Below are 16,112 nucleotides of genomic sequence, written 5' to 3' on the forward strand. Positions count from 1 at the left end.
ACTCCCTAATGCTTGACTGCGCCTTCGGTGAGGGCGCGTACGAAGTATCGTTGCAGAAGCAGAAACAGGACGACGACCGGTACGCTCATGATGAAGCTGGCCGCCATGAGACCGGGAAAGTCGGTGGTGTTCTCCGAGAAGAAACGCTGGATGCCAACGGGTAGGGTCAACTGTTCATTCTTCGACAAGAACGTGTAGGCATAAATGTATTCGTTCCATGCGCCGATAAACGAATAGATCGCTGTAGCGATGATCCCAGGCGTTGAGAGTGGCACGACAATCAGCACGAAGGCCTGGAAACGGGTCGCCCCGTCAATGCGTGCGGCCTGCTCCAGTTGGATCGGAATATTGTCGTAGAAGCCTTTGAGGAGCCAGATTGCGAGCGGCAAGCCAAATGTAAGGTAGGTCAGGACGAGGGACCCATGGGTGTTCACCAGCCCTAATGCGCGCATGAGAATAAACAGCGGCACGAGGAAGATGACTGCCGGGAACATATTGCGAAGCAAGACAGCGAAAAACAGGAAGTTCCGTCCCGGGAAGGTGAAGCGGGAAAACGCGTAGGCAGCCGGTACCGCCACGACAACCGACATTATTGTAGTCGCCGTGGACACGAACAGGCTGTTCCAAAAGAAACGCAGGAAGTCTTGGCCGACGCTGTTTTGCGGATCAAGCAGCTTTTGGTAGCTGGCAAGAGTGGGTTGGTCCGGCCACCATTGGGGCGGGAACTGCATTGCGGCAAAACCAGATTTGATTGACGTCAGCAGCATCCAGACCATCGGCAAAGCTGTGTAGAGCAGCATGAGGAGCAGGAACACCCGGCCGCCCCACCGCCATCCGTCGATGGTTGTGCGGCGGCGTGCCTGCCTGGTCTGCGCGGTCTCGGGAATTGTGCTCATTCGCTTCCTTCCTTTTGCCCATTGGCGCTTAGCGCGCGAACATAGAAGTAGCCGAAAGACATCAGGATCAAGAACAGCAGGACCGAGTAGGCCGATGCCACACCCCATCGCTGGCGTCCGAACGCGAGTTCATAGATATGCGTGATCCAGATGTGCGATGCGTTCGATGGTCCCCCGCCCGTCATGATCCATGGGATGATGAAGGAATTGAAGTTGGCCACCGCCAAGAGCAGGATCGTTACCGTGGAGACATTTCTGACATGCGGGAAGGTGACGTGCCAGAACCGCTGCCAGGCATTGGCGCCGTCAACTTTCGCCGCACGCAGCAATTGATCGGGCACTGTTTGTAGGCCAGCCATCATCATGATCATGGCAAACGGGAACTCTCTCCAGATGTTGACGACGATAAGCGAGGGCAGCACCGTATCGACACTGTCGATGAAATTGGGTGGCCGGTCGGCAAGGCCTACGCCGACCAATACCGCGCCGATCACACCAAAGTCCGAATGGTAGATCCACTTCCAGATGTAGGATGCGGCGACTGCACTGATGACCCAGGGGATGATCAGGATGGCTCGCAGGATTGCACGGCCGGCGAAGTCACGATGGAGCGCCAAAGCACAGGCGAACCCAAGAACGAAGGAGATGAAAGTTGACCCGACGGTCCAGATGAGGGTGTTTTTGGTCACAGTCCAAAACACCGGACTTTTAAGGATGGCGGTGTAGTTGTCGAGGCCGACGAAAATCTTGTCTTTGAGCTGTAGTCCTGGCGGCGTGTTAAAGAACGACAGCTCGATCGTATAGTAGATCGGGTATGCTATCACGATGAGCATCACTGCGATCGACGGCAGAACGTATGCGTAGTCAGCACGATGGTCCCAGATCTTTCGCAACAAACCGGGCCTGTATTGTTCAAGCGGCCGGGAAACGTCTGCCTTTCCAGTCAAGATCGCCACTACGCTAGGCCCTCATCCTTTGAGACAAAGCCGGCTGCGGGTTTCTCAGCAGCCGGTTAGATCGTCGGATCTGGGCTAGAGCCCACCGTCCATTATTTCTTTAACTTTCTTGGCGGCATCGTCGGCTGCCTGGTCGACCGTCATCGCACCAGTCAAAGCGTTCTGCAGCATGTCCGGTACGATGATGTTCATGATCTCGGGAGACTGCGGTAGTGCGGGGAACGGAATGCCAAACGGCAGCATCGATGTGGTGACGTCAAGGAATTTGATCTTGTCCAGACGGTCCTTCATCCACTTGGTCTTGAAGCCGTTGAGGTTGCCTGGGTTCGAGCCGACATAGGCCAACTTCAAGGACCATTCAGGGCTGGACCACATGCAGACGATAGCCTTCGCGGCTAGTTCGTCCACCTTGCCTCCTTCCACGTATTCGGGTTTGAGGATATGAATGTTTGAACCGCCAAAGACAACGGCACGCTTGCCGTCGGGGCCGGTCGGAATGAGTCCGTAACGCATATTGTCGATGACCGTCTGCGCCTTCTCCTTATCCGTAGCGGTCGCCTTCTTTTGCAGATCCAGCATGACGTCGTAGTCAGACGGATGAGAAACCATCATACCAAGCTGGCCAGCCAGGAAAAGCGGCTGATTGTCTGCCTGCTGGTTTGTAAGAGCTGAGACAGGTACGGATTTGTCACGAACATACATGTCATAGGAAGCCTGCAATGCGGCCTTGCTTTGAGGGCTGGCAAGTTCAACCTCTTTGTAGGTCGGATCCTTGGATGCCTCGTCAAAGACACCTCCGCCATAGGCCCAAAGCTGCGGCATAAAGCGGTAAGGCGTATTGCCGGCGTTCTTGCGAGCCACGAGGCCGTAGCCCGAGATTCCAAGCTTGTCGTGGATCTGCTTGGAATAGTTGACGACATCGTCCCAGGTTGCTGGAGCCTTGTCGGGGTCGAGGCCAGCTCTTTTGAATATGTCGGCATTCCAGATGAAGGCCATCGTTTCGTTATTGGTCGGAATGCCGTAGGGCACACCGTCCCAGCTGACGGCCTTCATGGCGCCAGGCCAGAAATCATCCGTTGAATAGCCGACATCCTCTGGCTTCAGAGGCTGAAGATAGCCCTTGGCAGCAAACTCGACGCCTCCCAGGATCTGCAGGCGAACCGCCATCGGAGCGGCATTACCGAGCAGTGCGGTGCGGAATTTATCGAGCAGGTCGTTGTAAGTCAGCCCCTGTTCCTCGAGCTGAATATTCGGGTAGGTCTTGCGGAAGGTCGCAAAAAAATCCTTGTAATATTGCCGCAGCGAGTCTGGATCGCCTTCGAAGATACCCTGGTACCAGAACGTCAGACGTCCTTTGTAGTCCAGGGGCGTAACCTTGCTGCAATCTGCCGCGGTATCGAAGTCCTGTGTGCCAGCAATAGAACGAACGTAGTCCGGTGACCACTTGCTCAAGTCCACCGACGCGCTAAGGGCGGAAGTAGACAGCATAGACACCAGCATAGCAGTCGAGACGGTGCCGCGCAGGACGGCACCTCCGAGTGAAATCCTCGTCATAGGTATCCTCCAGGTTCTCCCAAGCCGCTCTGCTCAGGGCAGGCGGTCCACGCTCGTGGGACTGACCTCCTCAAGCCAGTGTATCCCATGACGCAGATTATACGTTTTCAGATCAAGGAATGTATGTCAATCGACAAAATCGTACATTGTTTGGCTGAGATTTGCATGATAATTGGAAAAGTAGAGTATTCATTGGGGAACATTTTGACCGAGACGACTGAGTTCAAAGCCATGCCACCTGAAGGCATCGACGCAGATGGCGCATCGAGCGAGGGAGCCACCCTCTACAAACTGATCAGAGATGACATCATCGAGGGTCGGCTTGCAGCAAACGAGCGGCTGGTCGCGACCGATCTCGCCCGACGCCACGGCACATCGACCAATCCGGTTCGCGAGGCCTTGCAGCTGTTGCGTGGCGAAGGTTTCGTTACCTTCGTGCCAAACCGCGGTGCGCGTGTGCGGCCAATAGATCAGGATTTCGTTCGGGATGTCTACGAGATTGGCGTGTTGATCGAGCCGGCACTGACGCGCTGGTTCGTCACCATGGCGACCGTGGAAGACATCGCCGAACTCGAGCGCATTCAGGGTTTGATCGAGCAGAACAACTTCAGCGATACATTCAAGCACAGTGAGCTGGATACCGCTTTCCACACGGTAATGTATCAAAAACATTATAACCGCCACGCCGCCGAGCTTTGGTGGAAGCATCGTGAAGTTCTGAGAGCCGTCGGCCGGCGTTTCAACTTCACGCTCGCCCGGCGCGCAGCCATCCTCAGCGAACACCGTGAACTTATTGCGCTCGTGAAGGCCGGAAATGCTGATGCGGCAGCCGAACTCATTGCGCGGCACGTCGAGGGTTCGGGCCGACATCTCCTGGAACATATGAGGGCACGTAGCGCGGCCCGCGCGGGATAGGACAAGCCGGCAAACATCTGCTCAGTTCAAGTCAAAGGTAGCCCAGATGAAAATCACAAGCGTACGGCCGTGGCTCATCAAGTCCGATGCGTCTTACTGGGGAGAATTCCTTTTCGTGGAGGTAACGACAGACGAGGGAGTGAGTGGCTGGGGCGAAATAACAACCACGACTAAGCTCGCCAATCGAGCGCTCTGCACAATCCTTCGCCAGATCGGTCAGGCTCTCAGAGGCGAAGATCCTGCCCGTATCGAATATCTGTGGCACAAAATATTCCGCAGCTTCACATACATGGGCAGCAGGGGCGCTGCGGTCGAATGCGTAAGCGCCATCGACATCGCTCTGTGGGATATCCGCGGCAAGGTCCTCGGCAAGCCGATCTATGAGTTACTTGGCGGGCCTGTGCGCGACGAGATCGCCCTCTATACCCATCCCAACCAGGCGAAATTCACCAGCAAAGAGGCTGTCATCCGCGAAATTCGGGATATTGTCGATTCCGGCCACACAGGACTGAAGTTCGATCCCTTCCCTCATCAGGGCCGCGTTGCCGATGGAATCGCGCGTGAACAGCGGGACGGCTATCTCGACGGCAGCATGACCCGCAGGGACGAACGCGAAGCCGCCGAGCTGACGGAACTGATCCGCGAGACAGCAGGCCCGGACGTCGACATTCTCATTGACGCCCACGGCCGGTTCGATGTCCCAACCGCCATCCGTCTTTGCCGCAGTCTTGAAGAAGCAGGCCAGATCGACTGGTTCGAAGAGCCTTGCCCACCCGAAAGTCTAAACGCGCTCAAACAGGTCCGGGAAAAGGTAAGTGCTGCAATTTCATGGGGGGAGCGTGGTCACACAAAGTGGGATTTCGTTCCCGTTCTCGAAAACAAGCTCGCCGACTACATCATGCCAGATGTCACCTGGACCGGCGGCATTACCGAGCTCAAAAAGATCTCGGCGCTGTGCGAGGCCTATTATATCCCTGTCTCCCCGCATGATGCCGCCGGCCCGATCAACGTGGTTGCGGGCGCGCAGGTGATGATGACCGTCCCGAACTTCTACAAGCTTGAGACGTCGGAATGGAACCTGGGCAAATATGATCATCTCATTGACCGCCCCCTCGATGTGTCGAACGGCAACCTGAAGCTTAGCCAAAAGCCAGGCCTCGGCGTCGAGATGAACCGCGACTACCTTCAAGACCACGAGATTGAATTGGATTGACCGACGTTTTCGGCTGTGTCGGCCGTGCGGCGACAAGCCCTATCGACTAGAACGAGGAATCAAATCATGCGAGAGGTAGATGGAGCGGAAGAAGCGCTCAATCGGGTAAACTTGAATTCAAAACCGTCCGAACTTCGCATCACGGATATGCGCGTCGCCGAGATCGACGGTGCCCCGTTCACCTCCGCCCTCCTCAAGATCTATACGAACCAGGGAATTGTCGGGTTCGGCGAGGTCAGAGACGGGGCCAGCGCGACCTACGCTCTTATGCTGAAAAGCCGCTTGCTAGGCGAGAACCCCTGCGACATCGATCGCCTGTTCCGGCGTATCAAGCAGTTTGGCGGACACGGGCGCCAGGGCGGTGGCGTGTCGGCGGTTGAAATTGCTTTGTGGGATCTTGCCGGCAAGGCCTATGGCGTTCCGGTCTACCAGATGCTTGGCGGACGATTTCGCGAGCAGGTGCGCGTCTATTGCGATACCGACGCCACCGTGCCGAGCGGCACGGAGACCGGAAAGCGCCTGAAGCAGCGCATGGAACTCGGTTTCACATTCCTGAAGATGGATCTCGGGCTGATGCAGATTGCTGATGTGCCAGGAGCTGTCGTGTTTCCCGCAGGATCGCTCGAGGGATACCGCAAAAGCCCGGTGCGTGGGCCGCTGAAAACCATCGATGAGCGCCGTCTGCGCAATGCCGCCTACGATCTGCACAACGTTCAGCACCCGTTCACCGGCCTCCACTTTACAGACAAGGGCCTTGACCTGCTTGAGCAGTACATCGCCGAAGTTCGTGACGTCATCGGCATGAATATCCCGCTGGCAATCGACCATATTGGCCATATTTCGATGCAGAACGGCATTCGCCTCGCCAGGCGGATCGAGAAATATGTCCCGGCCTGGCTCGAAGACGTGATCCCCTGGCAATATGCGCAGCAATATCGTCAGCTGCAGGATTCGACCACCGTCCCGATCTGTACCGGCGAGGACATCTACCTGAAGGAGGGGTTCAAGCCGCTTCTCGACGGCGGCGGCGTCTCCGTTATCCATCCGGATCTGCTGACCAGTGGGGGGATACTGGAAACCAAGAAAATCGCCGATATGGCACAGGAATACGGTGTCGCGATGGCAATCCACATGGCGGAGAGCCCCATCGCCGCGATGGCGGCTGCCCATGTTGCGACCGCGACCGAGAATTTCATGGCGCTCGAATATCATTCGGCCGATGTCGACTGGTGGGACGACATCGTCACCGGCCTCCCAAAGCCTCTCGTCAAAGATGGCTTCATCACCGTACCGGACAAGCCGGGCCTGGGGATAGACGACGTCGTCGATGAAGTCATCTCACGTCATCTGCAGCCGGGCGTTGCCGGGATTTGGGAGCCTACCGACCGCTGGGACAACGAGTATTCCTGGGATCGTACCTGGAGCTGAAGCGAGGAGGAACGAAGATGAAGATCACCGATCTGCGCTGCGCCGTTATCGGCAAACACCCTATCGTCCGTGTCGTGACGGATGAGGGCCTCTATGGGCTTGGCGAAGTCGAATTCACGAAGTCCTACCTAAAACCGTTTGTGCTGCATTTCCGCGATGCGCTGATTGGCGAAGACCCGACCGACGTCGAAAGAGTGATGCTGAAAATCCGCCAACGCGGGTCTTTCAAGCCATATGGGGCTGCGGTCAGCGCAATAGAGCATGCGTTGTGGGATATTGCCGGCAAGGCGGCGAGCGTCCCCGTTTACAAGCTGCTCGGTGGCAAGGTACGCGACAAGGTGCGCGTCTACAATGGCTCTATCCGCCAGAAGCGCACCGGCGATCGGCCGGAGGATTACGCTGCCGACGTCAAATGGATGATGGAGCAGCCGCAGAACTTCTTTATGGTGAAGCAAGGGATCTCGTTCCATTCGAATATGAAAGACAGCATCGAGGACTTCCACTACGGCGTAACGCAGAAGAAGGCTGGCTATCACGGCGCAATGGATCAGGGCGTAATCAGCGAGCGCGGCTTCAACCACATGCTCGACTGCGTGATCGCGATGAAGGAGGTGCTGGGCGATAAGGTCAGTCTAGCGCTCGACTGCGGGCCGGGCTGGATGCTGCCGGATGCGATTAAGTTCGCGCGAGCGGTGGAGAAGTACAATTTGATGTGGCTCGAGGATATGTTGACCGGGGACTATGTTCCCTGGGTCAATCCCCAGGCCTATCGCGAACTGACCACCTCCACCTCGACACCGATCCATACCGGTGAGCAAATTTACCTGCGGCACAATTTCAAGGAATTGATCGAGACGCAGGCAGTGCGCGTCATCGGGCCGGATCCAGCTGACATTGGCGGCATTGCCGAACTCAAATGGGTTGCCGAGCATGCGTACATGCACTCGATCCTGATGGCGCCGCATGGCACTGCCAACGGCCTTTTGGGCCTAGGAGCGCTGATCAATGTCTGCGCCACCTTGCCGGCAAATTATGTCGCATTCGAATATCCAAGCGCCTCCGACGCCTGGTGGGAGGATCTGGTCATTGGCCTGCCGCCGAAGATCGTAAAGGACAGCATGGTGGACGTGTTAGAGGCTCCGGGCCTGGGCGTCGATATAGATGCTGAGCGTGCTAAGAAATATCTTATGGAAGAGGATGCGGATTTTTTCGCCTGAACGTCCTCGCCTGACGTGGAAGCTCGTTTCGTAGCAAAGAGATCGCCATCGCGGAGAACTTCAAACGAAGTGCGGGCGCAAGTTGGCGTCCACGCGATTGACTGCGATCGACCCGTGCGAAGGTTGGACATCGCACGTGCTGGGCCGATAACCAAGTCTTTTCAGCAGCGCGTTTTGATCGATGATCTCCGCGTTCAGCTCTGGCCGTCCTTGAGTGCCCGACTTGCTGTGGTCACCGATATGTCTTGCGAGCGCGTAAGGTCGCTCTAGGCTGCTGTTGATTCATTTGTTGATTTTGCTGCCCACGTCTGATGGTCAAAGTGTCAATTCAAACCTGGAAAGCCAAAAACGCAATCAAACAACTGTCACAAGCCGCACTATAGTGCGCTATTTCGTGCCCTGAAGGGCGACTTAAAGGCCTGCAGAAGATGACCTTAGCTTGCGGGACATACAGTTCGTTCTGAGCGCAGAACCACTTTTGCGGGATTTAAAATGCAAGGTTGAACAAGATCCTGCCCCATTGCAAGGTGCCGCAATTTCATCGCGCCATTGTGGCAGCCATTGCCCTACCGACGCTCGGGAGCCTGCCCACTGGAAGTCACCAAGCCCGCGGACAAGCGATCGCGGCTTCCGCTCTAACGCCACGGATCTCTTTGCTCATCGCACGGGCGTTGCGCAGCGCGAGGCGGTTTTTATGCCGATTGCGCAGATGGCCGGCGAAGCGCAGCATACTCCCAAGCGCCTGTGGCGAGCAGTGCCGCCGTGGCGGCGATGTTCATACCGTAGAGCGGCAGCAGCGGCGTAGCGATTGCGATTGCCAGAAGTCCAACGAGGCCTGCGGCATGCGAAAACGGTATCCGCTCCGCCGCGGCCAGTTTTAGCCAAATGTTTCCACATAGGAACAGGAATGGCCCCCCGGCGATTGCTGCAGTGGCCCTCAGGTCAGCTTGCTCGTGAGGGTGCGAGAGCGCAAAGTCTTCGCCAACCGCTGTCAATATGATGCCGGCGACGATCGGCAGATGACCGTAGGTGAAAAGATTGTGCGCCACAGCTTCCGGCTTGGATGTCACCTCGGCCTTTTCCGCGGCCTCTTCTTGGCCCTGGTGAAAATAAATCCACCACATGGCGACTGTGGTTAGAAAGGCCCCACAAAATACCAAAAAAGTTAAATCTGTGCCCATGTGTTCGGCAGCGTTACGCCCGGTTGTCAAAATGGTCTCGCCGAGGCAGATGATGACGAACAAAGCGCAGCGCTCAGCAAGGTGCTCACCGTTCAGGTGCAGCGTTTCCTTTTCGGATCCTCCCAGGCCTGGAAAGCGAAACCGCAACAATGGCGCACTATATTCCAGCCCCAGAGCAATGCTCCAGATGGACAGCCGCCATTCGAATGAAGCCAGCCCGCCTCCGATCCAGAGCGTTCCGGCAGCGCATGCCCAAACGGTGATGCGAAGGAAGGTGGAAGCCGACTTGGGATCATGACGGCGAAATGCGAACCATGCAAAAAGTGACCTTCCGATCTGCATGCCAACGTAAATGACGGCAAATGGCAGAGGATGGTCACCGAAAGCTTCAGGAAGGGCGATAGCCAAGAGAATACCCGCAAACATGAGCGCGAACAAAAGTAAGCGGACAGGCTCGCTGTCGGTATTTAGAAGGTTTGTGACCCAGGTCGTATTGATCCAAAGCCACCAGATCGCCAGGATGAGCAGTAGGGCTTCTCCTGCGGTCGCTGAGGTGAAATCCTCCGCAAGAGTGTGGGACAACTGGATCAGCCCGAATACAAAGACGAGATCGAAAAACAGTTCTGGGAAGCTTGCTTTCGACTTTTCCGCGTCCTTGTCACGGAGCCAGGCCCGGCCAGATTTTCTCGCCTTCATTGAGATGTCCATCGACCAGGGTTAGCGTTGCCAGCGGCCCTCATTGTTATGTGGTTCTCCTTTGGTCGCAGCGAAACGCCAATGTGGGCAACTCTTGCCCTCGCAAACCAGTGACGCGCTTCAAGGCTTGGCCGTCACTCGCCACACCTTGTTTCCGACATCGTCGGCAATGAGTAAAGCGCCGGTTTTATCGAGCGTCACGCCGACCGGCCGGCCTTGCGCCTGTTCCTGATCGTTCAAGAACCCGGACACCACATCCTTCGGCGCGCCACTGGGCCTTCCCTCTGAAAATGGCACGAATATCACCTTGTAGCCGTTGAACGCATTGCGGTTCCAGCTGCCATGCTCGCCGACAAAGGCGCCGCTTCGATATTCTTCAGGCAAGCTCGTGCCGTTAGAAAACGCCATGCCGAGTGGGGCGACGTGGGAACTGAGCGCATAATCGGGGACAATCGCTTTGGCGACGAGGTCAGGCCGTTGCGGCATGACGCGCGGATCGACGTGCTGGCCGTAGTAACTGTAGGGCCAGCCATAAAAGCCGCCCTCTCTGACGGAAGTCATGTAATCAGGCACCAAGTTTGGTCCGAGCTCGTCACGCTCGTTGACCACCGTCCAGAGAGCCTTTGTCTGCGGTTCGATGCTCAGCCCATTTGGATTGCGCAAACCGCTTGCGAAAACGCGGTGCATTCCCGTCTGCCGATCGATTTCCCAGATCGCTGCCCGGTCTTTCTCCGCCTGGATGCCGTTTTCCGTAATGTTACTGTTTGAGCCGACACCCACGTAAAGCAGCGAACCGTCCGCGCTCGCCGTCATGCTTTTTGTCCAGTGATGGTCGATTGGCCCTCCAGGAAGATCTGTTAGTACCGTGCCAGGCTCGGTAATTTTTGTCTCGCCCGGCGTATAGGCATAGCGCACAACCGCGTCGGTATTGGCGACATATAGATCGTTTCCGACAAGAACTACGCCGAAGGGCGAGTTCAAATGATCGAGGAAAACGTCTTGAATTTCGGCCGTCCCATCGCCATCGGCGTCTCTCAGCAGTGTGATGCGGTTGCTTTTGCCGCTGCTTCCGGTTCCTCCAGTCGCGAACGACTGAACTATACCCATGATCAAGTCTTTTGGACGCTTCGCTGACGCCTCGGGAGGCGCCACTGACTCCACCGCCAATATATCACCGTTGGGCAACGTATACACTGAGCGCGGATGCTGTAATCCGGAGGCAAGCGCCTTTACTTCAAGACCGCTCGCGACAGTCGGCACTTTGCCGTCCTTCCATCCTACGACCTTGGCTATATGCATTGGCGGAATCAGATATTGGGATTGATCGGGAAGCTTTGGATCTGGCCCGATCTCTGCGTTTGGATCGGGCTCATTGTCGCTGCAGGCGGAAACCAAAAGGGCAGTCGAGGCGAAAAGTGTTGCCATAACAAAGAGGCGGGAACGTTGGCGCGCCATCATATCAATATCCTCTGGCGATCCGCCGCTCGGTGATGGAGCCGCAAATCGAAACCACGACGATGAGCACAAACGCCACGATCGACAAAGCTAGACCGAGGGGAACGACCGACGTCCAGGCATCGCGGCTATGAATCAGCGCGTTTACAAATGAAATAGCGAAAATCGCGATGCCACCAAGAACGTAGAGCGCTGAGGCGAGCCCGGCGAAGCGAAACCGACCACGCGCGAGATCAACAAGACCGGCAAGGAGGGCAACACCGCCGGTGACCAGCCCGGCTGCCAGAAGCCATGCAGAGAAATTCGCCCAGGTCATTTCTGCCGTCTGCCAATACGCAGTGTCAGTGAACAACGCACCAATGAAGCACGCCGCTGAAAAATGAAGAGGGATTGAGCGAAGGGATGGTTTGTAGATGGGGATGGAGGCTTCTACGGGGATCATGGGTCTATCCTGAGGAACGTCTTCGCGTTCTTCACAAACCACCACCGGTCGCAATTGTTCCCGCCCGTCATCGAACCGAGAAGCCAGCACGCAAGTTAGCTACGGCCACATAGACACGCTGTTTCGCGTGGGGGATGTTACAGCCCGGATCTCGCAGGACGCAAACCAAGCCAGACATTTCTTTATCAGGCAAAATTTATAGTTCACTGGCCGCAGCGCGTGCTGCGAGAAGTCATTTTTCAAGGTGCAATAAGATCTTGGCGATCGGCCGCAATTTGCTACTATCCGATGATAGGTTCCACGGAGCAATGTGCCGGGGCCTCATCACCGCGCAAACGCACTGCCATTGAACGGGAAGCCGCTCTGTGGCCTTGCGAGGTCGATTTAAGAACCTGATCCATCCGGTGTTTAAGCGGTACCGATCAATGCAGAACATCTTTGAAGTCAATGCGGGCAACAATGTCACCTGACTCATTCGTCAATTCAAACACCTGGTCTCGAAGGGCGGCACCGGTCCTCAAGCGCTCGGCAATCATTTCCCGCGCATTTGCTTTTGCCTCATCGATCGCGGCTTCAAGCGAACCGAGGTCACTACCTTCCGGATCTGCAATAAATGTTTCGCCATCTCGAATATTAAAAAAATAGCGCATGTTCTGCTCCGCGGGTCAGTGTCTTTTCTTGGAAAAATCTCTTTTCCGAATGATGTGCGCTTCAGATTGTTCCGAGTATTATTCGGTTTCCCTATGCGCGCGGCCGATCAGCCTTTCGAATTCCTGTTCAGGGATACCATAGGATCCAGCAGCGAATTCCTCCAAGCCTTTCCGATCGAGGACAATGATCAAGCCACGATTTGAGCGGATCAGCCGCTCGCCCTCAAGCACGTGCAACGCCGTCGTCACACTTGGGCGACGTGTCCCAAGCATGAAAGCGATATATTCGTGCGTGATATCGAGTTCGTCTGAGCGGAGACGGTCGTGACACATCAAGATCCACCTCGCTAGGCGCTGCTCGATCCTATAGCGGGCATTTGCGAGCGCCGTATAGGCGACCTGTGTTGCGAACACATGCATGTACTTGATGAACGGGATCTGCAGTGAGGAACTCCTTGCCGTCAACTCCCGCATTACTTTGATTGGAACACGGTAACCCAGGCCAGCAACATGCATCTCAATCAAGTAGGGGACGATGTCATCGCCGATGATCGTCGAAGTTGGAACAAAACCTTCCGATCCGAACATCCCTGCCTCCGCCGACCTGTCATTCGGTGAAACGGTCATCACCGCGCCGATGCCCGACTCCGGAAAGTAAAGATACTCAAGTCTGCTGCGCGGCCGGGCGATCTCGAAATGTGCAGGCAGCTTAACCTTCTCAAGATACGGTTGCAGAAGCGTGAAGTCCGCGGGCATCAATGCGGCGAGCATCCGGTTGCCGACTTTGTCCTGGCGAAAGGTCAATTCAAACTCCTCAAGGCGTTATCGACGAACGAACGCGGCTTAATGTTAGCAAGACGCATTGTCTCAAAAAGCCACCGCTTCTTCCGCCGGTGACCCGGAAAACGGCCCGTTGACCTTTAGGAGCGCGACGGCGCAACCAGCGAAGCCCGACTGTCTTTTCCGGCGGCGATCGATACGGGTTGCATCTGACGTGCTTCGCAATCAACGAACATCCTAATATTTCCACTGTTCTGCTTGAACACAGCAGATATTCAACGAGTAAACAGCAGGCTGCGACAAATGTTCCAGTTTCGCGGCGTTGCAATCTGCGCCCAACGCGAAGAAGGTGGACCATCGGCAAATTTCGATCATCGTAATTTCCTTATGCCAGCGTCACGATAATACCCTTGACACGCCGGGGGACATCGCTGCGGTTAAAGTATGCCCTTGATCCGGTGTTCAGAGATCCATCCGGCTTCCTCCGCGCAGTCCATCAGCAGCTTCAGGATCGACAGCGTTTTGTTGCCAAAACGATGTCCCTTTTACTCTGTCGTGCGATTGTGTACCGCCTATCGCAGATGCAGTCACCCGGCCAGCAGTCGCAGCGGAAGTAGCCGCGACCGTTACAAGCCAAGCATTTCGAAAGACGATCAGTCATTCGCGTGCTCCCCATTGATTGCAGGAAGTGCCGAACGCTCCAGCGCTGGCAAGGAAGGCATCGTACTGCAGGCCGCCGCGGGATGTCTTACTCAAGAACTGCCGCGATCTTTTCGGCCGCCGACACTAGGATCTGGTGACAATGTGGAGGCGAGGGCCGGATAGCTGAGATTGGCATATCCAAACGCGCTCGCCATACCTTGGCGGATTACCTGAAAGACGCCTTAGAGGATTTGGCTGTGCATCGGGGCTTTCATCCGGGGTGTTGTCCCGGTGAACATTCTACAGTGCGTAGTGGATATTGTGGTGATTTGCACGAAGCGACCACCAAAAAAGGCCGCCTTCGGGTTGTCTTTTTCGTTTCAGAGATCGGGCCGCCTTCCGTTGCAAAAATACGGTCTTGCGAAGATGAGCCTGATGGCCAAACTCGCTTGTGACCAGCGAGAACGCTGCGGCCCACCACCCATTAGGTGCGTTAAAACAGGTCTTGATTTTCCGCCGCCTTCTCCTAAATCTTGCGCCGTCAAACACGCAACGAGGAAGGAGATGGCCATGGCGAACACCTCGTTTGACGCTCCGTTGTTCCTGAGGAAGCGGCATTATATTCAGGAACTCGCTAGCCTCGAAGATGTCTTTGACTTCCTCGACGAATGGGCGGAAGAGCAAAGAGATGCCACCTATGAGGTTATTGAAAAGGCTTGCCGCATGGCGGCCCAAGGTATCTTTCCTTTGCCAGCGTTCAGGGAAAACCTTCGTCGGTTCCTGATAAAGCACCACATGCTCGCAAACATTGAAGAGGTGCCCGTTGTTGCGAAGCGCCAGAGTGATCGGAACATCGGCTCGTAGGCGCCTTCATAGACACAGCGCAAATTCCACGCCCCGCCGCCCTTTCATTCAGGTGGCGGCTTTTCACATCAGGAGATGCCTAGCTTCGTCATAGGATATGGACGCAACGATAGCGGCCTCATCGCAGCGTGGACGGCGCACTAGGCTTTATGTAGTGGACATGGCGGTGATTTGCGCGAAGGGATCCTAGGTTTGCGCCTAACTGCGCGCGCGTCTCCAGCCCGCCGCGCGCGCCTCGGCCTCTGAGCAGAACCACCGTTCTCCATACTGGGGATAAATCTTGGTCTCTTCGTAATATTCCTGGCCTGGCACATGGTAAATGTGTTCACGGCTTTGGATGCTGATGTTGCCCTTGATGTTGCAAGCACCACTGAGCGCTGATGTGGGGCTGAGAAGATTGACCGCATCGACGGCACCGTAACCAATCACGCCTGCGCCGATGACAGCCAGATAGAACGCCTTCATCGAGAAGAGCGGTGGCGCCTGCTTCACTCGGTATCGTGGGGGCGGAAATGAGCGGTGTGTCGGCATTCCAGAAGGATGCCGTGACCATGCGGGAACGCAAGGAAAAGTTGAGCTCCGGGTAAACTGAAGGTTGGCAATATGATTAAAAAGCCAAGCTTCGGGCGGCATAATCACAGAAGTGCTACGGCGCTAGATGGTAGCTCTCGGGCCGGTCAAGCACATTGCCGCGATGGTGCACCAACCGACCTACTAGGCGGTTCGCTTTCGTCTAGGCTTAACGGGCTTGACGGGCTCAAGCAGGACCGTAGCGGCTCTCTCCGCGTCGCGGGCTAAGCGCAACTCCCGCAGCTGCGATGTCTTCTTATCGCGAGCGGCATCCTGTGCAGCGATGATCGACATGGATTCCGTATGGGTGGCTTGTGCTTTGGTCGCTGATTTGTTCATCACCTATAAGTAGTGCGCAAAATGAAACTTTCAATGGTTGGTAGGGACTAGGCGGGCGCGGGAAGCCTCACTGAGGCCATAAGGAAACGTTTCCGCCACGCCTCGTGAGCGAGGGGCGCTTACTATACGCTTCGGGGCCACCCATCAGACCCAAATGAGAGACCAGCGTCGAAAACAATTCCGAGCGCTCCCGTTAAGCCGTCCCTTTTAGCTTCGGCCTTGAAGATCGAGAAAAAGGCCCGCTCTAAGGCGGGGCGGGTGTGCGTATTGGAGTGTGTTGAGGCGATTACAACGCAGACGTCAGAGAACACACC

General features: G+C 56.1%; 14 protein-coding genes. 5 read left to right on the plus strand and 9 right to left on the minus strand.

Annotated elements, in window-relative coordinates; genetic code table 11:
- Positions 1-5 precede the first annotated feature (5 nt).
- The 3 genes from AC1DV9_RS24230 to AC1DV9_RS24240 all read right to left on the minus strand — a co-directional run bounded on the left by AC1DV9_RS24230 (position 6) and on the right by AC1DV9_RS24240 (position 3,406).
- Entirely contained in the window at positions 6-896 is an 891-nt protein-coding gene (locus tag AC1DV9_RS24230; protein ID WP_477950326.1) for a carbohydrate ABC transporter permease, read from the minus strand.
- Positions 893-1,852, minus strand: a complete 960-nt coding sequence (locus tag AC1DV9_RS24235; RefSeq protein ID WP_477950327.1) for a carbohydrate ABC transporter permease — start codon at positions 1,850-1,852, stop codon at positions 893-895. Before AC1DV9_RS24235 ends, AC1DV9_RS24230 begins: the two co-directional genes overlap by 4 nt.
- A gap of 75 nt (positions 1,853-1,927) precedes the next feature.
- Positions 1,928-3,406, minus strand: coding sequence for an ABC transporter substrate-binding protein (locus AC1DV9_RS24240; RefSeq protein ID WP_477950328.1), 1,479 nt, complete (start codon positions 3,404-3,406; stop codon positions 1,928-1,930).
- 204 nt (positions 3,407-3,610) lie between these two features.
- Here AC1DV9_RS24240 and AC1DV9_RS24245 point away from each other — a divergent pair, with 204 nt between their 5' ends.
- The 4 genes from AC1DV9_RS24245 to AC1DV9_RS24260 all read left to right on the plus strand — a co-directional run bounded on the left by AC1DV9_RS24245 (position 3,611) and on the right by AC1DV9_RS24260 (position 8,179).
- Positions 3,611-4,321, plus strand: a complete 711-nt coding sequence (locus tag AC1DV9_RS24245) for a GntR family transcriptional regulator (protein WP_477950329.1) — start codon at positions 3,611-3,613, stop codon at positions 4,319-4,321.
- A gap of 46 nt (positions 4,322-4,367) precedes the next feature.
- A complete protein-coding gene (locus AC1DV9_RS24250) occupies positions 4,368-5,534 on the plus strand; it encodes a mandelate racemase/muconate lactonizing enzyme family protein (protein ID WP_477950330.1) in 1,167 nt (388 codons plus the stop codon).
- A 66-nt stretch (positions 5,535-5,600) separates the two neighbouring features.
- Positions 5,601-6,962 (plus strand): mandelate racemase/muconate lactonizing enzyme family protein, encoded by a 1,362-nt coding sequence (locus AC1DV9_RS24255; RefSeq protein WP_477950331.1) that lies wholly within the window; start codon positions 5,601-5,603, stop codon positions 6,960-6,962.
- 17 nt (positions 6,963-6,979) lie between these two features.
- Positions 6,980-8,179: a mandelate racemase/muconate lactonizing enzyme family protein gene (locus tag AC1DV9_RS24260; RefSeq protein WP_477950332.1), complete on the plus strand. Its 1,200-nt coding sequence runs from the start codon at positions 6,980-6,982 to the stop codon at positions 8,177-8,179.
- 692 nt (positions 8,180-8,871) lie between these two features.
- Here the strand turns inward: AC1DV9_RS24260 and AC1DV9_RS24265 are convergent.
- The 5 genes from AC1DV9_RS24265 to AC1DV9_RS24285 all read right to left on the minus strand — a co-directional run bounded on the left by AC1DV9_RS24265 (position 8,872) and on the right by AC1DV9_RS24285 (position 13,407).
- A complete protein-coding gene (locus AC1DV9_RS24265) occupies positions 8,872-10,056 on the minus strand; it encodes a low temperature requirement protein A (protein WP_310300502.1) in 1,185 nt (394 codons plus the stop codon).
- Positions 10,057-10,176: 120 nt separating this feature from the next.
- Positions 10,177-11,481, minus strand: a complete 1,305-nt coding sequence (locus AC1DV9_RS24270) for a PQQ-dependent sugar dehydrogenase (RefSeq protein WP_477950371.1) — start codon at positions 11,479-11,481, stop codon at positions 10,177-10,179.
- 34 nt (positions 11,482-11,515) lie between these two features.
- Entirely contained in the window at positions 11,516-11,953 is a 438-nt protein-coding gene (locus tag AC1DV9_RS24275) for a DUF2231 domain-containing protein (RefSeq protein WP_112518308.1), read from the minus strand.
- Positions 11,954-12,375: 422 nt separating this feature from the next.
- Positions 12,376-12,603 (minus strand): DUF6894 family protein, encoded by a 228-nt coding sequence (locus tag AC1DV9_RS24280; protein WP_112386830.1) that lies wholly within the window; start codon positions 12,601-12,603, stop codon positions 12,376-12,378.
- Between the two features lie 78 nt (positions 12,604-12,681).
- The gene (locus AC1DV9_RS24285) at positions 12,682-13,407 is read right to left on the minus strand and encodes a Crp/Fnr family transcriptional regulator (RefSeq protein ID WP_477950333.1); all 726 of its coding nucleotides are present in this window, start codon (positions 13,405-13,407) and stop codon (positions 12,682-12,684) included.
- A gap of 1,188 nt (positions 13,408-14,595) precedes the next feature.
- Between AC1DV9_RS24285 and AC1DV9_RS24290 the strand changes: the two genes are divergently transcribed.
- Positions 14,596-14,889, plus strand: coding sequence for a DUF982 domain-containing protein (locus AC1DV9_RS24290; protein WP_112386831.1), 294 nt, complete (start codon positions 14,596-14,598; stop codon positions 14,887-14,889).
- A gap of 198 nt (positions 14,890-15,087) precedes the next feature.
- Here the strand turns inward: AC1DV9_RS24290 and AC1DV9_RS24295 are convergent, their stop codons facing one another.
- On the minus strand, positions 15,088-15,420 hold the full coding sequence (locus tag AC1DV9_RS24295) for a sunset domain-containing protein (RefSeq protein ID WP_310300487.1): 333 nt from the start codon (positions 15,418-15,420) through the stop codon (positions 15,088-15,090).
- Between the last annotated feature and the right edge of the window lie 692 nt (positions 15,421-16,112).

It is taken from the genome of Rhizobium sp. 01L410, from assembly GCF_056400165.1.

Excerpts from the sequence above, each read along its gene's own strand:
- AC1DV9_RS24290 (WP_112386831.1), top strand. The coding sequence starts at position 14,596 with ATGGCGAACACCTCGTTTGACGCTCCGTTGTTCCTGAGGAAGCGGCAT.
- AC1DV9_RS24260 (WP_477950332.1), top strand. The coding sequence starts at position 6,980 with ATGAAGATCACCGATCTGCGCTGCGCCGTTATCGGCAAACACCCTATC.
- AC1DV9_RS24255 (WP_477950331.1), top strand. The coding sequence starts at position 5,601 with ATGCGAGAGGTAGATGGAGCGGAAGAAGCGCTCAATCGGGTAAACTTG.
- AC1DV9_RS24270 (WP_477950371.1), bottom strand. The coding sequence starts at position 11,481 with ATGGCAACACTTTTCGCCTCGACTGCCCTTTTGGTTTCCGCCTGCAGC.
- AC1DV9_RS24240 (WP_477950328.1), bottom strand. The coding sequence starts at position 3,406 with ATGACGAGGATTTCACTCGGAGGTGCCGTCCTGCGCGGCACCGTCTCG.
- AC1DV9_RS24275 (WP_112518308.1), bottom strand. The coding sequence starts at position 11,953 with ATGATCCCCGTAGAAGCCTCCATCCCCATCTACAAACCATCCCTTCGC.
- AC1DV9_RS24265 (WP_310300502.1), bottom strand. The coding sequence starts at position 10,056 with ATGAAGGCGAGAAAATCTGGCCGGGCCTGGCTCCGTGACAAGGACGCG.
- AC1DV9_RS24295 (WP_310300487.1), bottom strand. The coding sequence starts at position 15,420 with ATGCCGACACACCGCTCATTTCCGCCCCCACGATACCGAGTGAAGCAG.
- AC1DV9_RS24280 (WP_112386830.1), bottom strand. The coding sequence starts at position 12,603 with ATGCGCTATTTTTTTAATATTCGAGATGGCGAAACATTTATTGCAGAT.
- AC1DV9_RS24230 (WP_477950326.1), bottom strand. The coding sequence starts at position 896 with ATGAGCACAATTCCCGAGACCGCGCAGACCAGGCAGGCACGCCGCCGC.
- AC1DV9_RS24250 (WP_477950330.1), top strand. The coding sequence starts at position 4,368 with ATGAAAATCACAAGCGTACGGCCGTGGCTCATCAAGTCCGATGCGTCT.